Source organism: Gammaproteobacteria bacterium (assembly GCA_030949385.1).
Lineage (GTDB): Bacteria > Pseudomonadota > Gammaproteobacteria > JAUZRS01 > JAUZRS01 > JAUZRS01.
Map to the genome: position 1 here is coordinate 362,472 of JAUZSP010000006.1, position 22,734 is coordinate 385,205.

24 protein-coding genes and 1 pseudogene are annotated in these 22,734 nt (G+C 47.9%); all 25 read left to right on the plus strand.

All coding sequences use genetic code 11. The features are described from left to right. Positions 1-9: 9 nt before the first annotated feature. Positions 10-1,254, plus strand: a complete 1,245-nt coding sequence (gene flhF / locus Q9O24_09035) for a flagellar biosynthesis protein FlhF (protein ID MDQ7075277.1) — start codon at positions 10-12, stop codon at positions 1,252-1,254. Beyond that, a pseudogene (locus tag Q9O24_09040) lies at positions 1,247-2,129 on the plus strand (MinD/ParA family protein). The gene flhF and the pseudogene Q9O24_09040 overlap by 8 nt, the downstream one beginning before the upstream one ends. After that, positions 2,126-2,854 carry an RNA polymerase sigma factor FliA gene (locus Q9O24_09045; protein ID MDQ7075278.1) on the plus strand — a complete coding sequence of 243 codons (729 nt, stop codon included), beginning with the start codon at positions 2,126-2,128 and terminating at the stop codon, positions 2,852-2,854. The pseudogene Q9O24_09040 and the gene Q9O24_09045 overlap by 4 nt, the downstream one beginning before the upstream one ends. 23 nt (positions 2,855-2,877) lie before the next feature. Continuing rightward, positions 2,878-3,264, plus strand: a complete 387-nt coding sequence (gene cheY / locus Q9O24_09050) for a chemotaxis response regulator CheY (GenBank protein MDQ7075279.1) — start codon at positions 2,878-2,880, stop codon at positions 3,262-3,264. Positions 3,265-3,366: 102 nt separating this feature from the next. Next, positions 3,367-4,011 carry a protein phosphatase CheZ gene (locus Q9O24_09055; GenBank protein MDQ7075280.1) on the plus strand — a complete coding sequence of 215 codons (645 nt, stop codon included), beginning with the start codon at positions 3,367-3,369 and terminating at the stop codon, positions 4,009-4,011. Between the two features lie 8 nt (positions 4,012-4,019). After that, a complete protein-coding gene (locus Q9O24_09060) occupies positions 4,020-5,954 on the plus strand; it encodes a chemotaxis protein CheA (protein MDQ7075281.1) in 1,935 nt (644 codons plus the stop codon). Between the two features lie 2 nt (positions 5,955-5,956). Further along, complete coding sequence (locus Q9O24_09065) at positions 5,957-6,715, plus strand: ParA family protein (protein ID MDQ7075282.1); 759 nt, start codon at positions 5,957-5,959, stop codon at positions 6,713-6,715. Between the two features lie 9 nt (positions 6,716-6,724). Beyond that, on the plus strand, positions 6,725-7,192 hold the full coding sequence (locus Q9O24_09070) for a chemotaxis protein CheW (GenBank protein MDQ7075283.1): 468 nt from the start codon (positions 6,725-6,727) through the stop codon (positions 7,190-7,192). After that, positions 7,192-7,527 (plus strand): hypothetical protein, encoded by a 336-nt coding sequence (locus tag Q9O24_09075; GenBank protein MDQ7075284.1) that lies wholly within the window; start codon positions 7,192-7,194, stop codon positions 7,525-7,527. The genes Q9O24_09070 and Q9O24_09075 overlap by 1 nt, the downstream gene beginning before the upstream one ends. Before the next feature lie 94 nt (positions 7,528-7,621). Beyond that, a complete protein-coding gene (gene dnaE / locus Q9O24_09080; GenBank protein MDQ7075285.1) occupies positions 7,622-11,131 on the plus strand; it encodes a DNA polymerase III subunit alpha in 3,510 nt (1,169 codons plus the stop codon). Positions 11,132-11,251: 120 nt separating this feature from the next. Beyond that, a complete protein-coding gene (locus tag Q9O24_09085) occupies positions 11,252-12,007 on the plus strand; it encodes a protein phosphatase 2C domain-containing protein (GenBank protein MDQ7075286.1) in 756 nt (251 codons plus the stop codon). Positions 12,008-12,077: 70 nt separating this feature from the next. After that, on the plus strand, positions 12,078-13,040 hold the full coding sequence (gene accA, locus Q9O24_09090; GenBank protein ID MDQ7075287.1) for an acetyl-CoA carboxylase carboxyl transferase subunit alpha: 963 nt from the start codon (positions 12,078-12,080) through the stop codon (positions 13,038-13,040). Positions 13,041-13,087: 47 nt separating this feature from the next. Continuing rightward, positions 13,088-14,413 (plus strand): tRNA lysidine(34) synthetase TilS, encoded by a 1,326-nt coding sequence (tilS, locus tag Q9O24_09095; protein MDQ7075288.1) that lies wholly within the window; start codon positions 13,088-13,090, stop codon positions 14,411-14,413. Further along, complete coding sequence (locus tag Q9O24_09100; GenBank protein ID MDQ7075289.1) at positions 14,391-14,684, plus strand: type II toxin-antitoxin system RelE/ParE family toxin; 294 nt, start codon at positions 14,391-14,393, stop codon at positions 14,682-14,684. The genes tilS and Q9O24_09100 overlap by 23 nt, the downstream gene beginning before the upstream one ends. Before the next feature lie 11 nt (positions 14,685-14,695). Beyond that, entirely contained in the window at positions 14,696-15,010 is a 315-nt protein-coding gene (locus Q9O24_09105) for a HigA family addiction module antitoxin (protein MDQ7075290.1), read from the plus strand. Between the two features lie 31 nt (positions 15,011-15,041). Continuing rightward, entirely contained in the window at positions 15,042-15,344 is a 303-nt protein-coding gene (locus tag Q9O24_09110) for a type II toxin-antitoxin system RelE/ParE family toxin (protein MDQ7075291.1), read from the plus strand. After that, complete coding sequence (nadS, locus tag Q9O24_09115) at positions 15,337-15,624, plus strand: NadS family protein (GenBank protein ID MDQ7075292.1); 288 nt, start codon at positions 15,337-15,339, stop codon at positions 15,622-15,624. Before Q9O24_09110 ends, nadS begins: the two co-directional genes overlap by 8 nt. A gap of 343 nt (positions 15,625-15,967) precedes the next feature. Beyond that, the gene (locus tag Q9O24_09120) at positions 15,968-17,599 is read left to right on the plus strand and encodes a CTP synthase (protein MDQ7075293.1); all 1,632 of its coding nucleotides are present in this window, start codon (positions 15,968-15,970) and stop codon (positions 17,597-17,599) included. 3 nt (positions 17,600-17,602) lie between these two features. After that, the gene (gene kdsA / locus Q9O24_09125) at positions 17,603-18,442 is read left to right on the plus strand and encodes a 3-deoxy-8-phosphooctulonate synthase (GenBank protein ID MDQ7075294.1); all 840 of its coding nucleotides are present in this window, start codon (positions 17,603-17,605) and stop codon (positions 18,440-18,442) included. A 90-nt stretch (positions 18,443-18,532) separates the two neighbouring features. Continuing rightward, entirely contained in the window at positions 18,533-19,807 is a 1,275-nt protein-coding gene (eno, locus tag Q9O24_09130; protein MDQ7075295.1) for a phosphopyruvate hydratase, read from the plus strand. A gap of 9 nt (positions 19,808-19,816) precedes the next feature. Continuing rightward, positions 19,817-20,131: a cell division protein FtsB gene (gene ftsB, locus Q9O24_09135; GenBank protein MDQ7075296.1), complete on the plus strand. Its 315-nt coding sequence runs from the start codon at positions 19,817-19,819 to the stop codon at positions 20,129-20,131. A gap of 6 nt (positions 20,132-20,137) precedes the next feature. Beyond that, entirely contained in the window at positions 20,138-20,848 is a 711-nt protein-coding gene (gene ispD, locus Q9O24_09140) for a 2-C-methyl-D-erythritol 4-phosphate cytidylyltransferase (protein MDQ7075297.1), read from the plus strand. Beyond that, entirely contained in the window at positions 20,848-21,330 is a 483-nt protein-coding gene (gene ispF / locus Q9O24_09145) for a 2-C-methyl-D-erythritol 2,4-cyclodiphosphate synthase (GenBank protein MDQ7075298.1), read from the plus strand. Before ispD ends, ispF begins: the two co-directional genes overlap by 1 nt. Before the next feature lie 102 nt (positions 21,331-21,432). Further along, a complete protein-coding gene (locus Q9O24_09150; GenBank protein ID MDQ7075299.1) occupies positions 21,433-21,642 on the plus strand; it encodes a hypothetical protein in 210 nt (69 codons plus the stop codon). Between the two features lie 22 nt (positions 21,643-21,664). Next, positions 21,665-22,687 (plus strand): hypothetical protein, encoded by a 1,023-nt coding sequence (locus tag Q9O24_09155; GenBank protein MDQ7075300.1) that lies wholly within the window; start codon positions 21,665-21,667, stop codon positions 22,685-22,687. Positions 22,688-22,734: the final 47 nt, after the last annotated feature.

The window sequence follows — 22,734 nt, forward strand, 5'->3', positions numbered from 1 at the left end:
ACATCATATATGAACATTAAACGTGTTGTAGCACCCGATATTCGCAGTGCGATGAAGGCGATTAAAGAGGAGCTTGGGGCTGATTCAGTTATTTTATCAACACGCAATGTAAGTGAGGGTGTCGAAGTCGTTGTTGCGATTGATTATGATGAGGGTGAATTCAATAAAAACAAAATTCAACCAAATCGATCGGAAAGTGACGTTTCAGAAAAAAATAGAGTTTTAAATAAGATAAAAAAATTCAACAATCCTACTTCCTTGCCTAGGAGCAGTGTTAAGCACAATGAAAAAGTAAGTTGGTCCAATGATACGGTAAACAAAGAAGATGAATTTTTATCACAAAAAATGATGATGGAAGAGATGCGCGGTGACATTAAGAGCTTAAAGTCTCTGTTAAATGGCTCGGTGGGGAGTGATAAAGGCTATCTTAAGAGCCCTTTGGCAGAAGAGGTTTTTGAGTATTTTAGGTCTTTGGGTCTGAAAGAAGACATTTATAAAGAATCCATTGATGAAAAAATATTGAATTTGGATTTTAATAATAACGTCAGTCGGATTTTACGACACATAGAAGCAGATCTTTCTGTTGTGAATGATGATTTGGTTGACAGTGGTGGTATTTTTGCATTCGTAGGGCCGACAGGTGTGGGGAAAACAACCACAATAGCCAAGCTTTCTGCTCTCTATACGATTCGAAATGGCAGTGACAGTTTGGCTTTGGTTACAATCGACAATGTGCGTGTGGGAGCACATGATCAGATGAGCAGCTTTGCAAGAATATTGAATATACCACTCTATTTTGTTGAAAATAAAGAAGAGCTATCCAGTACATTAAATAAACTTTATGATAAAAAATTGGTTTTGATTGATACCGCAGGTCTGAGTCAGAAGGACTCTCGATTAACGACTCAGCTTGATATTATTAAAGACAGTCACCCATTATTGAAAAATTATCTGGTTCTTTCTGCCAGCACACAATACGTCACGCTTGATGATACGATTCGTGCTTTTAAAGACGTTTCTTTGGCGGGTTGTGTGATTACAAAGCTGGATGAAGCTATTTTATACGGCGATTTTTTGTCGGCTTGCATAAAGCGTAATCTGCCTATTTCGTATCTCTGTTCAGGTCAAAAAATACCTGAAGACATTACGGTAGCAAGAAAAAATATAATAATGGAGGGGCTGACGGAGTCTGGGGGGGTAAATAAATTTGTTTATGCTCATAAAAACAGCATTAAGGCACGCATAAATGTCTGAGCAGAGAGCAGATCAAGAGGTGGGTTTGAAACGGGCGCTTAACCAAGGCCCTATTAAAGTGATCTCTATTGTTAGTGGTAAGGGCGGTGTTGGCAAGAGTAATATTTCGGCTAATTTAGCCGTATCCCTCTCTATTTCAGGTGAGGATGTGATGTTAATGGATGCAGATTTGGGTTTGGCTAATATTGATGTGTTATTAGGTTTGTATCCAAAATACAATCTTTCGCATCTTATTTCGGGTGAGAGGACCATTAATGAAATTATCATCGATGGTCCATCAGGCATAAAAGTTGTACCTGGATCATCAGGTATAGAAAAAATGGCGGGATTAGAATTCAGTGCAAACAGCAGGGATTATTCGGGATTTTAGTAACATCTGCAACCCTGTGAATACATTGATTATTGATACTTCAGCAGGGATGAGTGAAAGTGTTTTGGCATTTTCTAGAGCATCCAAGGAGGTTATTGTGGTTGTTTGTGATGAGCCAGCATCAATAACAGATGCGTATGCAATGATTAAAGTTTTAAGCAAAGAGCATGATGTTAACAAGTTTTATGTGATTTCTAATATGACGGTGTCAGCGCAAAATGGTCTTGACCTGTATCGAAAGATGGTCAAGGTTACAGATCATTTTTTGGATGTCAACTTGATCTATTTAGGTTCGGTTCCATATGACGCTTGTTTGCAAAAAGCAATTCAGAAACAACGCTCTGTGGTAGAAGTTTTCCCAAGAAGCAGAGCTTCGGTGGCGCTAAAAAATATTGCTAAGAAAATAAGTCAATGGCCCTTTCCAAAAAAATCAGAAGGTAATTTGGAATTTTTTGCAGAGCGTTTGATTCATTATCATGCTGACAAAAATGAGGTGTCATTATGAATGCTCATGCGATGTACACTGCTATTCAACAGGGTGATCAGGATAATTTAATTGCAAAGCACGCCAAACTGGTGAAAAGAATAGCCTTTCATATGTTGAACAGATTGCCACCCAATGTTCAAGTCGAAGATCTTATTCAGTCAGGCATGATTGGGCTTTTGGAAGCGCATCGTCATTATGACTCTTCGCAAGGAGCCAGTTTTGATACTTATGCTGGTATTCGGATCAGAGGCTCAATGTTGGATGAAATTCGCAAGTCGGATTGGACTCCAAGATCCGTGCATCGTAAAGCGAGAGAAGCATCAGAAGTTCTCAGGAAATTAGAACAGAGAATAGGGCGAGATGCGAAAGATTGCGATGTGGCAAAAAAAATGGATATATCCTTAAAGGATTATCATAAGATATTAAAAGAAAGTTTAGCTTCTCGTGTGTTTAGCTTGGATCAAGCTGATGAGTCTCAAGGTGATATACAATATGTTCCTGAGGACAAGAAAAACAGAGGGCCGATGAGCCATATCCATCGAGAAGACTTTTTTAATGACATTAAAAAAGAGATAAGCAATTTACCTGAGCGTGAAAGTTTGGTTATGTCATTGTATTACAATGATGAGCTTAATTTGCGAGAGATTGGAGCGATACTGGGCGTCAGTGAATCAAGAGTGTGTCAAATTCATGGTCAAGCACTGATTAGGTTAAGGGCTAGGTTGGGTGACTGGGTCAAATAACCGAATCAATTAAGGAGTCTGTTTTGGATAAAAATATGAAAATTTTAGTAGTAGACGATTTTTCTACTATGCGCCGTATCATTAAAAACTTATTGAGGGATCTTGGTTATCATAACACCGAGGAGGCAGATGACGGAGGTACGGCTTTGCCGATTTTGCAAGCAGGAAACTTTGATTTTTTGGTGACCGATTGGAATATGCCTGGTATGTCGGGCATCGAGCTGTTAAAAGCGGTGCGTGCCGATGAACGTTTAGAAGGATTGCCTGTGTTGATGGTGACGGCAGAATCAAAACGTGAGCAGATTATCGAGGCGGCTCAGGCGGGTGTTAACGGTTATATTGTAAAGCCATTTACGGCGGTGACACTCAAAGAGAAGATTGACAAAATTTTTGAAAGAATAGAGGCGTAACAGAGGGTGTCCTCAGCATCCGCTTCAAATCAAGAGTACTTTGATAGGACAAACGGTCTTATTAAAGCCTTAGAGGGCGGTGATGCCAGTGAAGTTAATCGCTTGATTGATGAGTTAACCACCATCCGGGAGGTGAAAATATTTGAAGAGATTGGTCGTTTAACTCGTACCATGCACGAATCTTTACGTGACTTGAGAGGCGATCCGCTGGTTGAAAAATTAGCCACTGAATCCATTCCCAATGCAAAAGATCGACTTTCCTATGTGATTGAACTAACCGAGCAGTCAGCGCATAAATCCCTGCAATCTGTTGAAGCAGGTTTGCCGATTGTGGATGGGATTCATACTTCAATCGATAAAATTCAAATGAAGTGGCAGAAATTTTTAACCCGTGATCTGTCGGTAGATGAATTTAAGAGTTTGGTGTCGGATATTTCGTTCTTTATTGAAGATATGAAAGTGAAAAATAAGAGTTTGGGCGGGCATTTTCAGGATATTTTAATGGCTCAGTCCTTTCAGGATTTAAGTGGCCAATTGATTCGTCAAGTGATTGATATTGTTAATGAAGCTGAAGATAAGTTGATTGATATCGTCTCTGTTGCGGGTTCCGATGTGGGTCAAAAAAACGAGGTGAGTGAGCCTGTGAAAAGCAATGGTTTTGGGCCTATGGTGCCAAACAGTAAGGAGGATAACCGCTTGAAAAATCAAGATGAAGTGGATGATCTTCTGTCCAGTTTGGGGTTTTAGGAGCGCTCATGACATCGTATGTGGATGATGAAATTTTAGAAGATTTTTTGATTGAGACCTCTGAGATTTTAGAGCGCTTGGGTGATGAGTTATTAGATTTCGAAAAAGACCCAGAAAACAGTGAAATATTAAACTCTATTTTCAGGGGGTTTCATACCATTAAAGGGGGCGGGTTTTTAGGATTCACTTCATTGGTGAACTCATGCCATAAATTGGAAGATATTTTTAATTTATTACGCCAGTCTCAAATAAAAATTGATTCTGGTTTGATGGATCTTATTTTACAAGGCTCCGATTACGTTAATGTGATTATCAGTGCCTTAAGAGAGGGCAATGAGGAACCAAGCCAAGATGATGAGTTGATCCATAAGCTAAATGAGTATTTGCTCTCTTGCCATGAGGGTGGGGATCAGCTCGTTGAAAAGGCTAGGGTAGACGTTGAGGTGGTAGGCGAGGCATTTTCAGATTCTGATGATGCCGAGCTTGAAGCGATGATCACGGCCTCTTTATCAACGAGAGAGAAACAGAGTGCTGGGTCAGCGCCGGTGGTGGACTCGATTGAAACGTCTGCAATCAGCAGCGACAGCTTAGCAGAGACCATTACGGAGGAAGAGTTTGAACAGCTTTTAGATACCCTGAATGCAAAAAAAGAGGATAAGCCGGCGAGCACAGATGTGCCAGAAGCGCCGCCGCAGGTGGCTAAGGTTGAAAAAAGTCAGTCAGCATCGCAGGCGGTGACGAAAAAAGAGAAAAAGCCCAGTACGGTTAAAAAAGCAGATACCACGGTCAGAGTGGATACGCGCCGCTTGGATGACATTATGAATTTGGTCGGTGAACTGGTTTTGTCGCGTAATCGTTTAACCGCTTTGCGGGATAATTTTAACGATAAAAAAGTCATTCAGGCCATTTCAAATTTGGATATTGTCACGGCTGATTTACAGTCTGCGGTGATGAAAACGCGGATGCAACCGATTAAAAAGGTTTTTGGTCGTTTTCCTCGTATGATTCGTGATTTATCACGTTCATTAAATAAAGAGGTTGATCTTGTTTTACTGGGTGAAGAGACGGATCTGGATAAAAATTTGGTAGAAGAGCTGTCGGATCCTTTGATTCATTTAATTCGAAATTCCGTTGATCATGGCATAGAAACCCCATCTGAGCGTGAGAAAAAAGGCAAGCACCGTGTTGGTAAAGTGGTGCTTTCGGCAGAGCAAGAGGGGGATCATATTCTACTTAAAATAAGTGATGATGGCAAAGGCTTAGATGCGGATCAGTTGAAATCAAAGGCGTTAACAAAAGGTATTATCAGTGATGAAAAGGCGCTGAGTATGACGGACAGCGAATGCTTTGAGCTTATTTTTATGCCAGGTTTTACCACTAAAGAGAGCATCTCTGATGTGTCTGGGCGTGGTGTGGGTATGGATGTTGTGAAAACACGCATTGCTAAATTAAATGGCAGTATTGAGATTGAGTCTACGCTTGGCGAAGGCACTAATATTGTGGTTAAGTTGCCCTTGACTTTGGCCATCTTGCCGACCTTGATGGTGGTTGTGAACGGTAGAAAATACGCTTTGCCACTCTCGATTGTAAATGAAATATTTGAGCTGAACACAAAAAAACGCTGTGTGATTGGAGGTAGAGATGTGATTTTGAATCGTGGCAAAGCACCACCTCTGTTTTTTTTAAAAACTTGGTTATCGTTTGATTGCATAAGATCAGGTAAAGAATCTAAAAATGAGCAAGTGATTATGATTCAAGCGGGAAATCAATCTTTGGGTTTTGTTGTGGATCAAGTTATTGGTCAAGAAGAAGTGGTGATTAAACCTTTAGGGGTGTTTTTAAACGGTGTAACTGGTTTGGCCGGTGCCACTATTACGGGAGATGGAAATGTGGCTTTAATCCTTGATATTCCAACCATGCTAAGATCGAGGAATTACCACTGATTATGAAAGCAAAAATAATTTCCATTGCGAGTCAAAAAGGCGGTGTTGGTAAAACCACTACGGTGGTCTCTATTGGTGGGATTTTGGTGCAAATGGGCTATCGAGTTTTGTTGGTTGATGTAGACCCAAATGCCTCGATGACCTCTTATTTTCGCCTGACTCCTGAGCGTTCCAGTCGTTGTTCTTATGTCTTGTTTCAAGATAAACCTTTTTCGCCTTCCAAATTGATTTTGCAAACCGAGGTGAATAAGTTGGATTTGATTCCAGCCTGTTCAGCTTTGGCGATGTTGGAGCGGGATCTGGGGTTAAAACAAGGCATGGGCACGGTGTTGCAAAAAAATATGGAAAAATTTGTTTATCAATACGATTTTATCTTGATCGACAGCCCGCCCACGTTGGGGTTGATTATGATCAATGTGATCTATTCGGGTGATGTGTTGGTGGTGCCGGTGCAGACCGAATATTTGGCTCTGCAAGGTTTGGCTAAAATGGACTCCACCATTGAGATGATAAAAAAGACCAAACCAGAAGTGAATTGGCATGTTTTGCCCACCATGTACGATCGGCGTACCAACGCTTCAAGACGTTCACTGCGGGACATTAAAGAACGTTACGGCGATTACCTGCACGGTGATGTGATTTCAGTGGACACTAAGCTAAGAAACGCCAGCATGTTGTCTCTGCCGGTGTCTCATTTGGACGGTTATTCACGAAGCTGTGAGCAATATCATCATTACATCACCAATAACCTTGTAAATTAGGGAGCTGTTATGAATGCTGTGGTTGAGGTCGATTCTCTTTACGAAGCGCAATGGGTTACGTTTTATCTGGAAGGTGAGTGTTACGGTATTAATGTGATGCAGGTGCAGGAGGTGTTGAGGGTTTCTGATATTGCTCCCGTTCCAGGTGCGCCAGAATATGTGATGGGCATCATCAATTTGCGCGGCAATGTGGTCAGTGTTCTTGATACTCGAAACCGCTTTGGTTTACCATCTCGTGAGACCGATGAATCAACTCGAATCATCATTGTTGAAATGGACCAGCAAACGGTGGGAATCATCGTTGACAGTGTCGGTGAGGTGGTGGAGGTTCAACAGGATGAAGTGGGCAAACCGCCTAATGTTGGCAATGAAGAGTCTGCTCGTTACATTCATGGTATTGTTAGCCGAGAAGGATTTTTGTTGATTTTGGTTGAGCTGTCTCGCTTGCTTGACCAAGATCTCTCTGAGGAATTTTGATGACCGTGTTGCCCCTATTGCTGTTTTTTATTGCCCTGTCGTTGCTGGTTTATACGGCAGTTTCTCTGTGGGATCTGAAAAAAAAATTACTGTCCTATGAAAAACACATCGCGGTGATTGAAGCCACCTTGGTTGGGGTGACTAAAAAAGTTAATTTGCTGGAAGTGGCTGATAAGGTGAGCCACGAGCCGGTGGTGGAGCCTGCTTCGTTACTGAGTTTGGAAGCCGAGCAGGATGAGCTGGAGCAGAAGGCTGAACTGTGCCGCAACAGCAGTGAGGAGCCGCAAGCAGAGCGGGCTTTAATTGAAAAAATGAAAAAAATAACCTCCTCCTAGCCACGTTTTGAGTTGCCCTGCGCATTTCCTCAGCCTTTCTTCATAGCCCTTTTAGCCTTAAACTCGTCGGCCCAATCATCGTTATTGAGCCAATATGACCTCGTTCGTCCATCTGCATCTGCACACCGAATACTCCTTGGTTGATGGTCTCAACCGCATCAAACCTTTAATGGCCGAAGTGGCTAAGCTGAACATGCCCGCCGTGGCGCTGACGGATCAGAGCAACATGTTTGCGATGGTGAAGTTTCAGCGTGCTGCTCTGGCTGCGGGTCTCAAGCCGATTTTTGGCGTGGAGGTTTGGGTGCAGGCGACGGAAGGCGAAGGGGTGTCTCGTTTAATTTTGCTTTGCATGAGCCGCGACGGTTATTTGAGTGCCTCACGGCTGGTGTCGCGCAGTTATCAGCACGGCCAGCAGAGCGGTATTCCGGTGTTGCAGCGCGATTGGTTGAACGCAGAGAGCTGTCAGGGTTTGCTGGCCTTGTCGGCGGGGCGTGAGGGCGATGTGGGGCAAGCGCTGTTGGCGGGTAATCAGGCGTTGGCAGCAGAGCGGCTGGGAAGCTGGCAAGTCTGTTTTCCCAATGCCTTTTATTTGGAGTTGCAGCGCACAGGACGACCGCAAGAGGAGGCGTACATTGTCGCTGCGGTGGCCTTGGCGGCAGAGCAGAAGGTGCCTTTGGTGGCCAGTAACGATGTGCGTTTTTTGCAGCAGACGGACTTTGCCGGTCATGAAGTGCGGGTCTGCATTAACCAAAGCTGCACTTTGGATGATCCACGCCGAACAAAAAATTACAGTGACCAACAGTATTTGCGCTCTGCTGAAGAGATGGAGGTGTTGTTTTTCGACCTGCCCGAGGCGTTGCAAAACAGCGTGGAGATTGCCAAACGCTGCAATTTTCTTCTGGAACTGGGAACCTATTATCTGCCTGATTTTCCCATTCCTGATGGTTTGACCGAAGCGCAGTATTTTAGCCAGCTTTCAGAAGAGGGTTTGGAGTGGCGTTTGGATCGTTTGTTGGATCGCTCTGCGCCGGATTTTGAGCAGCAGCGAGTGGTCTACGATGAGCGCCTCAAAGAGGAGTTGGGGGTCATCATTCAGATGGGTTTTCCCGGTTATTTCTTGATCGTGGCGGATTTTATTCAGTGGGCGAAAGACAACGATGTGCCCGTGGGGCCAGGGCGTGGCTCCGGTGCGGGGTCGTTGGTGGCCTATGCGCTGAAAATCACCGACATTGATCCGCTGGCTTATGACCTGCTTTTTGAGCGGTTTTTGAATCCTGAGCGGGTCTCCATGCCCGATTTTGATATTGATTTTTGCGTTGAAGGCCGAGATCGGGTGATTGATTATGTGTCGAGGCGTTACGGCGCGGAAAAAGTCTCACAGATCATCACTTACGGTTCGATGGCGGCCAAAGCGGTGGTGCGCGATGTCGGGCGGGTTTCGGGGCATCCGTATGGCTTTGTGGATCGCATCGCCAAACTGATCCCCTTTGAGATCGGCATGACCCTGAGCAAAGCCTTGCAAGAGTCGCCGGAGTTGGCGCAGCTCAACGAAGAAGATGAAGAAGTGGCGGCGCTGTTGGAGATGGCGCTGAGTTTGGAAGGGCTGTCGCGCAACGCCGGTAAACACGCCGGTGGGGTGGTGATTGCGCCCTCGGAACTGAGCAATTTTTCACCGCTCTATTGTGAGGCCGGTGGCGGCAGTCTGGTGACTCAATTCGATAAGGACGATGTGGAGGCGGTGGGTCTGGTTAAGTTCGATTTCCTTGGTCTGCGTAACTTGACCGTGATTGATTGGGCGGTGAAGGCGATTAATCTCCAGCGCGAGGCGAGTGCAGAGGAGCCGTTGGACATCAGCCGCTTGCCTTTGGACGACCGTTTGGCGTTTGAATTGTTGCAGCGTGCTGAGACCACGGCGATTTTTCAGCTTGAGTCACGGGGCATGAAAGAGCTGATTAAAAAAATGCAGCCGGATTGTTTTGAGGACATCGTGGCGTTGGTGGCACTCTATCGACCAGGCCCTCTGGGCTCGGGCATGGTGGATGATTTTATTGCGCGTAAAAAGGGTTTGCAGAAGGTCAGCTACCCGCACCCTGATCTGGAAGAGATTCTCAAACCCACCTACGGCATGATCCTTTATCAAGAGCAGGTGATGCAGATTGCGCAGGTGCTGGCCGGTTACAGTTTGGGTGGTGCGGATTTACTGCGTCGGGCGATGGGTAAGAAAAAAGCCGAGGTGATGGATCAGCAGCGGGCGATTTTTACCGAGGGTTCGGTAAAAAATGGCGTGGAGGAGGCGCAAGCGACCCACATCTTTGATCTGATGGCGGAATTTGCCAAGTACGGTTTTAACAAATCTCACTCGGCGGCGTACGCGCTGGTCTCTTATCAGACCATGTGGCTCAAATCCCACTCCCCTTCGGCTTACATGGCGGCGGTGCTCTCTTCGGATATGGACAACACCGATAAGGTGGTGATCATGATGGAAGATTGCGAACAGATGACGTTGCACGTTGGGCCACCGGACATCAATCGCTCCAAATACGTGTTTACCGCCTTGGATGATAAAACAATCCTCTACGGTTTGGGCGCGATTAAGGGTGTGGGGCAGGCGGCGCTGGAGAATCTGTTGGCGGAGCGGGATCAGCAGGGCGACTTTAAGAGCTTGGATGATTTTTGCTTGCGGATTATGGGCGGCAAGGTTAATAAACGTGTTTTGGACTCGCTGATTAAATCCGGTGCGCTGGACTCTTTGGCGGAAAATCGTGCCACGTTGACCGCACGTTTGCCTGCGGCACTGCAGGCGGCGGAGCAGCAGCAGCGTAATCTGATTGTGGGTATTGATGATCTGTTTGCTGCGTTTGAGAGTGAGACCGTGGCCTCTTTATCAGAGCAGATTCCAGTGCAAGCCGATTGGAGCGATGGCCAGCGTCTGCAAGGGGAGAAGGAGACCTTAGGATTGTACCTCACCGGTCACCCCATTGAGCAGCACCTGCAAGAGCTGGATCAGATGACCTCGGGGCGTATTCATCACCTCTGTTCGCAGCTGGATGCGCCAGCCAATCCTGCGCCCGACTCTCGTTATCGGCAAAAAGACAAACAGGTTCTGTTGGCGGGCTTGGTGATTGCCTTTCGCACTCGCCCCACGCAGCGGGGCAAGATGGCCTTTGCTACCTTGGATGATCGCAGTGGTCGAGTGGATGTGGTCATCGGCGTTGAAGATTACGAGCGTTATGCGGATCGCATTGTCATGGATCAGGTGCTGGTGGCGGAGGGCGGTTTGGGCATTGATGATTTTAATGGCGGTTTTCGCTTGCGGGCGCGGACGATTTACACTCTAAATCAGGCGCGTGCGAGGTACGTGAAAGGGGTGTCGCTGTCTCTGGAGAGTGAACAGTTAAGCGCAGACTTGATTCCAGCGTTGGCTGTGCAGTTAAGCCCGTTTCGTTCTGATGAGGGCTGTCGGGTTTTGGTGGAGTACGGCTCGAAGGCAGCTCAAGCGCGTTTGTTGTTGGCTGGCAACTGGTCAATTCGACCCGATGATGAGCTGTTATTGAATTTGCGTCAGTTGCTGGGCGCGGAACAGGTGCAGCTGCTGTACGAATGAGTTGTGCTATAGTGGCGAAAAAATTTCCTCTTTTGAGTGGGATCGAAGGAGGAGATCAAGGAGAACCCATAGGATAAGAGGTGGGTTCAAAACTTCAGCCATTTAAAAACAGTGGTGCCGATGATAAGCAGTGCCGGTTCGTTTGTCTGGTCTTCGGCCAGTCGTACGCATGTGGGAAAAGTGCGTAAATTAAATGAGGATTCCTGTCTCTCTCTGAGTGAGATGGGGCTGTGGGTGGTGGCCGACGGCATGGGAGGGCACGCTTCCGGTGATGTGGCCAGCCAGATGGTGGTCAACTCCTTGCGTTTGGACTCTGTTGCGGCAGACCTAAACGCCTTGGTTGCGGATGTCTGTGAGCGTTTGCAGAAGGTCAATCAGCAGTTGATTAACATTGCCGCGTTGCGCCGTAAACGCATCATCGGCAGTACGGTGGCGATTTTATTGGCCGAGCAGAACAATTGTGTTTGTCTCTGGGCGGGCGACAGCCGTATCTATCGGTTTCGTAATCATATTTTGCAGCGTTTGACCCGCGATCACAGTCAAGTGGAGGCGTTGATTGCGCAAGGTATTATGAATCGTGAGCAGGCCGAAGCCTTGCCCATCTCCAGTGCGATTACCCGTGCGGTTGGGGTGGATACTCATTTGCAGATGGATCTGGGGCGCTTCGATGTGCGTTCAGGTGATCTGTTTTTGCTCTGTAGCGATGGTCTGAATAACGAAGTGGCTGACGATGAAATTGCCACTCTGTTGGGTTGCTGCTCGGTGGAAAAAGCCAGCTCGGCTCTGGTTGAGTTGGCGCTGCAACGAGGTGCGCGTGACAACGTGACCGTGACCGTGGTGGAAGCCAAAATGGATAAAAAGCCCAAGATTGATTAAGCCGCTGGCCGTGGCAGGTGGCTCGGTGTATCATTGCAACGCCTTTTTATGTGCAACAAGACACAGAATAATGAATCCAAATTTTCTTGAGTTTGAACAACCCATCGCCGAGCTTGAGGCGAAAATTGAAGAGTTGCGTTACGTCGGTGACGATGCCGAGATCAACATTAACGAAGAGATTTCCGATCTACAGGGGAAGTGTAAAAGCTTAACCGAATCGATTTTTTCCAAATTGGTTCCTTGGCAGATCTCTCAACTGGCGCGTCATCCGCTGCGTCCTTACACCCTTGATTACATTGAACGTATTTTCACCGACTTCCAAGAGTTGCACGGTGATCGTGCTTACGGGGATGATGCGGCGATTGTGGCCGGTATGGCACGCATCGACGGCAAGCCGGTGATGGTGATCGGCCATCAAAAAGGCCGTGATACCAAAGAGAAGCTGAAGCGTAATTTTGGTATGCCGCGTCCTGAAGGGTATCGTCGTGCGCTGCGTCTGATGAAGATGGCGGAAAAATTTCGTCTGCCGATTTTGACCTTTATTGATACGCCCGGTGCGTATCCAGGAGTGGGCGCAGAGGAGCGCGGTCAGAGCGAAGCCATTGCGCGTAACTTGTTTGAAATGGCGGATCTGAGTGTGCCGGTGATCTGTACGGTGATCGGTGAAGGTGGCTCTGGTGGTGCGTTGGCCATCGGCGTGGGGGATCGTACCCACATGTTGCAATACAGCACCTACTCGGTGATTTCACCTGAGGGGTGTGCGTCCATCTTGTGGAAGAGCGCCGATAAAGCCCCCGATGCCGCCGAAGCGATGGGCATCACCTCCGAGCGTTTGAAGGAGTTAGGTCTGATTGATCGCATTATTCCCGAGCCTCTCGGTGGTGCTCATCGTGATATGGATGCCATTGCCGCGTCTCTAAAGCACTCTTTGTTGGAGACCCTTGAACAGTTGCAGGCCATTCCCGAAGAGCGTCTGTTGGAGCTGCGTTACGAACGTCTCTGCTCCATCGGTAACGTCAACGACGTTTCCTGATTCGCTTAAAGCATAAGATTACCTCCTGATCTTATGCGCTTGCCTTAATGCCTGCCGCTTTCCAAGCTGAATTTCTGCTCCGTCGTCTGCAACAACAGCCGCCAGCGCCTCATTATTTGTTGGCACTCAGTGGCGGTCTGGATTCGGTGGTGTTGCTGCACGCCTTCGCACAGATTTGCCACGATCCTTTTTTTAAATCCGCTAACCTTCAAGTGATACACGTTCATCACGGCTTGCAATCCGAGGCGGATCTGTGGGCGCAAGGTTGCCAAAACCGGTGTGAAACGCTGGCGATGCCCTGTGTGATTGAGCGGGTGAACGCTCAACCGCAAGGCAAGGAAGGTGTTGAGGCGGCGGCGCGTGAGGCGCGTTACCGTGTGTTTGCTCAACATCTGCAAGCGGGTGGTCTGTTATTGACCGCGCACCATCAAGACGATCAAGCGGAAACCCTATTGCTGCGTCTGTTGCGCGGCAGTGGTTTGAGTGGTTTGGCGGCGATGGCCGAGTGTCGAACCTTTGCTCAGGGACATTTAGTACGCCCATTGCTCACCTATTCACGCGCGGCTGTATTGGCCTACGCTCAGCGGCACAGCCTGTCGTGGTGGGAAGATCCGAGCAATCAATCGCTCGATTACGACCGCAATTACTTGCGTCATCAGATCATGCCTCGGCTCAGTGAACGCTGGTTGGGGGCGGTGAAAACCCTCGCTCGTGCCACGGAGCGGGTGGCGGAATCCAATGCGCTGTTGCAAGAGGTGGCGGTGGAGGATCTGGCTAAGTTGCAGCACAATTCAAGCTACGGAAAAGAGAGTTTGCCGGTGGTGGCATTACACCAGCTCTCTTTGCCACGTTTGAACAATCTGCTGCGTTACTGGTTGGCGCAGTTGAACTTGCCCACACCGAGCCACGCGCAGTTGCAGCGGGTGAGTGCTGAATTGTTGGTGGCGGCGCAGGATCGTCAGCCGTTGGTTCATTGGCCGGGCGTGGAGTTGCGTCGTTTTGATGGCCGTATTTACGCCATGCCGCCGTTGCAAAAATGGGATGCAAGCCGACGTTATCCGTGGGATTTACAACACCCTTTGAGTATTGAAGGTCTGCCGGAGCCGTTGCAGCCTGAGTTGTTGAGGGAGCTGGGGTTGGTGTTGCCTCGCGGTGTTTCTGTAACGGTCGCTTTTCGCCAAGGGGGGGAGGTGCTGCGTTTGGCGGGGCGGGGCGTGAGCAAGCCACTGAAAAAATGGTTTCAAGAGGCGAAAATCCCCCCGTGGCAGCGCGAGCGTTTGCCATTGATTTATTTTGAGGATCAATTGGTTGCGGTGATGATTAGCATGGAGTCCATGTTATCATGTGATTATGATTGTTTCTTTCAAAGATAAGCCAACAGAAGACCTTTTTAACGGTGTTAATTCAAAGTTGGCGCGCAAGGCTTGCCCTCAAACTTTATGGCGAATTGCGGCAAGAAAGTTGGATCAATTAGATTCAGTCCAAAATTTGGAAGAACTGAAAGTACCCCCAGGCAATCGTTTGGAAGGCCTTTTTGGAGATAGGGCTGGCTCATACAGCATCCGTATTAACGAACAATATCGGATCTGTTTTTCGTGGGGTGAGTTTGGGCCAACCGATGTAGAAATAACGGATTATCATTAAAGGTGAAATAGATGCGGATTCCAACAGATCGAGAGCCAACTCATCCGGGCGAGATGTTACGGGAGGAGTTTCTACTGCCAATGAACATCACTCAACGTGAATTGGCAGATGCACTCCATGTTCCTTATCAGCGTATTAATGAACTGGTAAATCAAAAGCGTGGGGTTACGCCCAGCACCGCTTTGCGTTTGTCAAAGTTTTTTGCTGTATCCCCTGATTTTTGGTTGACACTGCAAATGAGATGGGAGTTGTATAAAGCACAACGAATTGAGGAAGAAGAGATTGAAACAATTCAAGATTATAAGCATATGAAAAAAATGGCATAAACCGATGTGTTGGATGGGTCAAGTTTTAGCGATGACTATTCTATGGCAAAATGTACAAATAAAGTTTTTAAATCTTTATTTGGCTGCACATCCCCGCTCAGGTGTGATTATGCAAGGCACTGGCGGTATTCGGAAGTTTCGCTGGGCATCTGGTAGCAAGGGTAAAAGCGGAGGCGTTCGAATCGTGTATTACTATCACAATGAAACTGTACCAGTGTTCCTTTTATCAGTATTTGGTAAAAGTGAGCAGGCTAATCTTTCTAAAGCCGAAAGAAATGAATTAGCTAAAATCATGCGAATCTTGGTTAAAAATTACGGTGATACCGATGTCTGAATTCTTTGAAAGTATTAAGCAGGGTTTAAACGAAGCAATAGATTATTCAACAGGAACTGTTTCTAAAGCAATTGTTCACGAGTTTAGTCCTGTTGATGTAAGGAATATAAGAACTAAAATGGCGATGAGCCAAGTTGAGTTTGCTTCAGCGTTTGGGATTAGTGTCAGTACACTGCGGCATTGGGAGCGTGGCGATAGAGTTCCTCAGGGAGCAGCGTTGGTTCTTTTAAATGTGGTAGAAAAAGAACCCAAAGCTGTTCTAAATGCATTGGCTGGGTAGGTAAGTCTGGCTGTAATAGGGTCAAATCCAACACTTAAGCGTTAATTTCTAAACCACAGCAGCGTGATCTTCCCCTACCTGATTCAACCACTTTAAGGAAGCCAAATCTCTTCCATAACAAACCTCACAGCAAGCGCCGATTTATCGTGAAGATCAATTGATCGCTGGGTTCAAACTCAGGCGGTCTGACACCCGTGCCTCGAAAAGTAAAAAACATTAAAAATCAATTACTTGATTTTACCAGTGTGTTTTTGAAATTGTGCTTAAAGGCGCTTTCTGCTACGCTGCGCAGCGATTTTACAGCCCTTAATTAAGCGGATTAACTCTCCCAATTGAACTCAATATGACACGATTTATTTTTGTTACCGGCGGTGTGGTCTCCTCTCTTGGCAAAGGCATCGCAGCGGCCTCTCTGGGCGCGTTGCTTGAAGCTCGTGGCTTAAGCGTCACCATGATGAAGCTCGACCCTTACATCAACGTTGATCCCGGCACCATGAGCCCCTACCAACATGGTGAGGTGTTTGTCACCGAAGACGGTGCCGAGACCGATCTGGATCTGGGTCATTACGAGCGTTTTATGCGCATCACCACCGGCCAGAAAAACAACTTCACCACCGGTCGCGTTTACGAGAGCGTGATTCGTAAAGAGCGCCGTGGTGATTATCTGGGTGCCACCGTGCAGGTCATCCCACACATCACCGATGAGATCAAACGCCGTGTGCGTGCCGGTTCCGAAGGGGCAGACATCGCCTTGATCGAGATCGGCGGTACCGTCGGTGACATTGAGTCCTTGCCGTTTTTGGAAGCGATTCGTCAACTGGGCCTTGAGATGGGGCATGAAAATGCCCTTTTTATGCACCTGACGCTGGTGCCCTACATCAGCTCGGCGGGTGAGCTGAAAACCAAACCGACTCAGCATTCGGTTAAAGAGCTGCGCTCCATCGGCATTCAGCCTGATATTTTGGTCTGCCGCTCTGAGTTGCCCCTGCCTGACGAGGAGCGGCGCAAAATTGCTCTGTTTACTAATGTGGCAGAAGCGGCGGTGATCTCCGCCTTTGATGTGGAGAACATCTACAGCTTGCCCCACGAATTGAACAAACAGGGCATGGACGACATCGTGCTGAAACGCTTCCACATTCCGGCTCCAGCGGCAGATTTGACCGAATGGGATGCGGTGGTGGAAGCGATGGCGCACCCGCAACATCAAGTCACGGTTGGCATGGTGGGTAAATACACCGATTTGACCGAATCCTATAAATCCCTCAATGAAGCCCTTTCTCACGCGGGCAGTAAACTGCACACCAAGGTCAAGATCGTCTATCTGGATGCCGAGCAGATTGAGACCGAAGGCGATGATCGTTTGGCGGAATTGGATGCGATTTTGGTGCCCGGTGGGTTTGGTAATCGCGGTGTGGAGGGTAAGATTGAAGCTGCGCATTTTGCGCGTCAAAACAAAACCCCCTATCTGGGCATCTGTTTGGGGATGCAGGTGGCGGTGATTGAATTTGCCCGCCACTGCGCGGGTTTGGAAGGGGCGCACAGCACCGAATTTAACCGCGAGGCCGCCGAGCCGGTGATCGCCCTGATCACCGAGTGGCAGACTGAAAGCGGTGAGAAGCAGAGCCGTTCTGAAGATACGGATCTGGGCGGCACCATGCGTCTCGGTGGTCAGCGTTGCCAGTTGCAAGAGGGTTCTAACATTCGTCGGGTGTACGGCGAAGCGTCGATTGTGGAGCGTCATCGCCACCGTTATGAGTTCAATAACAACTACTTGCAGCCGTTGCAGCAGGCGGGCATGACGTTTTCGGGTAAATCCGTGGATGACTCGCTGGTGGAAGTGGTGGAGCTGGAAGATCATCCGTGGTTTATCGGTTGTCAGTTCCATCCTGAATACACCTCCACCCCCCGTGATTCTCATCCGCTGTTTATCGGCTTTATTCAGGCCGCTTTAGACCATAAAAATCGGGAGCGTTAAGCGATGAAACTCTGTGGTATGGATGTGGGTCTGGATCAGCCGCTGTTTTTGATGGCAGGCCCTTGTGTGATTGAATCGGAAGCATTGGCGATGGAAACCGCAGGGCAGCTTAAAGAGATCTGTGAAAATCTCAATGTAGCCTTTATCTATAAATCCTCTTTTGATAAAGCCAACCGCTCCTCCTTGAGCAGTTTTCGCGGCTTGGGCATGGATGCGGGGCTGAAGATTTTGCAGAAGGTGCGCCACGAACTGCACCTGCCGGTGGTGACCGACGTGCATGAAGACACGCCGCTGGACGAAGTGGCCGAGGCGGTGGATGTGTTGCAGACTCCGGCCTTTTTGTGTCGCCAGACCAATTTTATTCAAGCCGTTGCCAAGACCGGCAAGCCAATCAACATCAAAAAGGGGCAGTTTATGGCCCCTTGGGACATGCAGAACGTGGTGGATAAAGCCCGTGCTACGGGCAATGAGAACATCATGGTCTGTGAGCGGGGGGTCTCCTTTGGTTACAATACCTTGGTCTCTGACATGCGTTCTTTGGCGGTGATGCGCCAAACCGAGTGCCCCGTGGTGTTTGATGCTACCCACTCGGTGCAGCAGCCGGGGGGGTTGGGTAATGTCTCTGGTGGTCAGCGTGAGTTTGTGCCGGTGCTGGCACGGGCGGCGGTGGCCGCTGGGGTGTCGGGTCTGTTTATGGAGACCCACCCTGATCCAGCCAAGGCCTTGAGCGACGGCCCGAATGCGTGGCCACTGGATCAGATGGAGGAATTGCTGGAGACGTTGCTGGAGCTGGATCAGCTGGTGAAATCCCGCCCGATGCCGGAAACGGAGTTGATGAAGTAGCGTTGTAAACTGAATTTTAATTTTTTGCCCACAAGGTAAATCACGAACAAGGCGGTCAACAGCCGCAGTTCAAACAACTGGAGAGTCATCATGACAAAGATTGTTGATATCAAAGCAAGAGAGATTTTGGATTCCCGTGGTAACCCCACCATTGAAGCGGATGTGTATCTCGCCTCGGGTGTAATGGGACGTGCAGCGGTGCCTTCCGGTGCCTCTACCGGTGTGCGCGAAGCGATTGAACTGCGTGACGGCGATGAAAACCGTTATTTGGGTAAAGGGGTTTTGACCGCCGTGGCCAACATCAATGGCGAAATTCGCACCGCTCTGCTCGGTTTTGATGTCTTTGATCAGGTCGCTTTGGATCGCTGCATGTTGGCGCTGGACGGCAATGAAAACAAAGATCGTCTCGGTGCCAATGCGCTGCTGGCGGTTTCGCTGGCCAACGCGCACGCGGCGGCGTTGAGTGCCGGTAAGCCGTTGTTTCAGCACTTGGGTGGCGATGCGGCAGTGACCTTGCCGGTGCCGATGATGAACATCATCAACGGTGGCGCACACGCTGACAACAGCGTTGATCTGCAAGAGTTTATGATTGTGCCTGTTGGTGCGCCGAGCTTTAAAGAGGCGCTGCGTTACGGTACCGAGGTGTTTCATGCGCTGAAAAAAGTCTTGTCGGACAAAGGTTTGAACACCGCTGTGGGTGATGAGGGTGGTTTTGCTCCTGATCTTTCTTCCAATGAAGAGGCCATCGAAGTGATTTTGACCGCCATCAAAGCGGCCGGTTACGAGCCAGGCAAAGACATTGCTTTGGGTCTGGATGTGGCCAGCTCGGAGTTCTTCAGTGACGGCGTTTATGATCTGGCTTCAGAAGGGCGTAAATTCACAGCGGCGGAGTTTGTCGATTATTTGGCGGTGTGGGTGGATAAATATCCGATTATCACCATCGAAGACGGCATGGACGAAGGCGATTGGGACGGCTGGAAACTGCTGACCGAGAAGCTGGGCGACAAAGTTCAGTTGGTGGGCGATGATCTGTTTGTCACCAACACCAAAATCTTGCAAGAGGGCATCGACAAAAAGATCGCCAACTCCATTTTGATCAAAGTGAACCAGATCGGCACCTTGACCGAAACACTGGAAGCGATTGATATGGCACACAAAGCCGGTTACACCGCTGTGGTTTCCCATCGTTCCGGTGAGACCGAAGACACCACCATCGCCGATTTGGCTGTGGCGACCAACTCCGGCCAGATCAAAACCGGCTCGTTGTCGCGTTCGGATCGGGTGGCGAAATACAACCAACTGCTGCGCATTGAAGAGATTTTGGGTGATCGTGCCGTTTATGCAGGTGCTAAGGCGTTTTCGTAAGTTGATCTTATGAAAGCCAAAACGGCGGTTGTCGTCATCGCTTCGGTCATGTTGCTGTTGTTGTTCAGCTTGCAGTATCGACTTTGGGTGGGCGGCGGCAGTTTGGCGGAGGTCTGGCGTTTTCGTCAGAGCTTGGCGGAGAAGCAACAGCAGGTGCAACGCCTGCAAGAGCGCAACGCCATTTTGGCCGCTGAGGTAAAAGACCTCAAGCAGGGCGTGGGGGCGATTGAAGAACGCGCCCGTTACGATTTGGGTATGATGAAAGAGGGCGAGACCTTTTTTCAAATCATTGGCGATCCGCCAGAACAGTTATTTCCGCAGTAATTTTTTATGTCAAAACAGACCTTTTGGGCGCTGCTGCCCGCTGCCGGTGTCGGTAAGCGGATGCAGGCCGATTGCCCCAAACAATACCTACCGTTGTTAAATAAAACCGTGCTTGAACAGAGCCTCGACTGTTTTTTAAGCCACCCCAAAATTAAAGGTGTGGTGTTGGTTCTGGGGCATGAGGATGGCTATTGGCCCGATTCGCCGCTGGCATCACACCCTAAAATCAGACGTGCTAAGGGGGGGCAGGAGCGTTTTCATTCGGTCTTGAACGGTCTGAGTGTGCTTGCTGAGCAGGCGGATGAAAACGATTGGGTGCTGGTGCATGATGCCGCTCGTCCTTGTCTGCGCCGCGCGGATTTGGATCGTCTGTTGGCGGTCTTGGCTGAGGATGAGGTGGGCGGTTTGTTGGCTTTGCCGGTGCGCGATACGATGAAGCGGGCGACTTCGGATGGTGAGGTGAGTGAGACCGTGGATCGAGAGGCGTTGTGGCATGCGTTGACCCCGCAGATGTTTCGTTTGGGGGCGTTACAAGCGGCCATTGAGCAGTGCATCGAAGAGGGTCTTGCCATTACCGACGACGCTTCGGCGATGGAGCGGGTGGGTTTTCGGCCAAAATTGATCGAGGGTTGTGAGGACAACATCAAAATCACTCGGCCACGGGATCTGCGTTTGGCGGAAATCTATTTATTAGAGCAACGAGGGGAGTTAGGTTGATGAAATTGCCACGCATCGGTCACGGTTACGATGTTCATGCGTTTGAAGAGGGGGCGTTTGTGATCCTCGGTGGGGTCAGAATTGCGCACACCAAGGGGCTAAAAGCGCACTCCGATGGCGATGTGGCGATTCACGCGCTTTGTGATGCGCTGTTGGGGGCGCTGGCCTTGGGGGACATTGGTCGCCATTTTCCCGACAGCGATCCGGCGTTTAAAAATGCCGACAGCCGAAACCTGTTGCATCAGGTGATGGCGTTGGTGAAAGAGCAGGGCTATCGGGTGGGCAACGTTGATCTGACGATTATTGCTCAAGCGCCGAAAATGGCACCGCACATCAACACCATGCGTCAATATTTGGCCGTTGATCTGGAAGTGACGCTTGCGCAGGTGAATGTGAAGGCGACCACGACGGAACAGCTGGGTTTTACGGGACGTGAAGAGGGTATTGCGGCTCATGCGGTGGTTATGGTGTTTGCTGAGTAGCAGCTACTAATTTTGGCGTTGATTGGTTTATTCGCAATTGCTTAGTATTTTAATTAGTGATAATATTTGATGGGTTTGTTTTTAACATACGAGGATTTATAGATGTCAATAGAAGAGATTAAAACAGCAGTTGAAAAAATCCTGCCTAGACTTGAGTTGGTGAAAGGTAAAGGAGAAGAAGCGACAAAACAGGCTATGGTTTTACCGATGATTGAAGCTTTAGGGTATGATATTTGGAACCCCTCAGAAGTTTGTCCTGAATTTGAAGCAGATACAGCAGTAAAAAAAGAGTGGTCAAAAAGAAAAAGTTGATTACGCTATTTTAATTAATGGAGTGCCAAAAATATTTGTCGAGGTTAAATCAATTGATGAAGATCTTGATGGCCATCATGGTCAATTAAAACGTTACTTTACATCAACAACCTCAGTTTCTTTAGGGATATTAACTAATGGTATTGAATATAGGTTTTTTACGGATACGAGTGAAATAAATATTCAAGATGATTTACCATTTTTTGTTGCAGAATTGGATTCAATAGATAATGGGCTGGATATTTTAGCTAGATTTCAAAAGGATGTTTTTTCTGGTGAAGCCATAAGGGAATTTGCCACAGAGCTTACCTACACTGAAAAAATGTATGATTTTTTGAAGCTTGAATTAGATATAAGGGATGGAGAATTAAGCGAGTCATTTATGCGTTGGCTGTTGTCATCTAAAGGTATGTGTGAAAGTAGGGTGACGGCTAATGTGGTTGATCATTTTAGGCCAATTGCAAAAGATGCGCTTCAGAAAGTGCTTAGGAGTATTGTTAGGCGCTCTGTTGCAGCGATTGATGAGGGAGTCTCATCCTCGCCAGTTGAGGATTGTCAGAAAGAAGATAATCCGAAAGATGTTGTGTCGTCACCTAATGATTCAGAACAAGATGAGGTTGTTAAACCCTCAGGAAATAGAAAGGGGATTGTTACTACAGATATTGAGTTAGACAGTTTCGCTATCATAAAAAAGCAATTTGAAAGCTCATCCCTTTTTGATAAAGAGATTTATAATCCATCTATAAAAAAGATGTCTCCCTTGGAGCTTGGTTATAAAGATACCACTGGATATTTTGGTGTTTATTTTAACAAACCATCTTGGTGGATTGTGCGTTTATACTTGGAAGTTAAGGTGAAGTGGATTGCAATTAATATTGACCCAGAGGAAGGGAGAAAGTTAATGCCATCTCATTTAGAGGTCTTACCAAAGAATTCTTTGGGTGATTTTAGAGTTAAAGTCAGTGGTATTGAGGATTTACATGCCTTGAGTCATTTGATTTTTGCGGGATTTGAAAAAACGATTCAAGATCGAATGACTAATTAATAATTAGGGTGTCTGAGAGACTATTAATATGAGCCTTTAGAATAAAG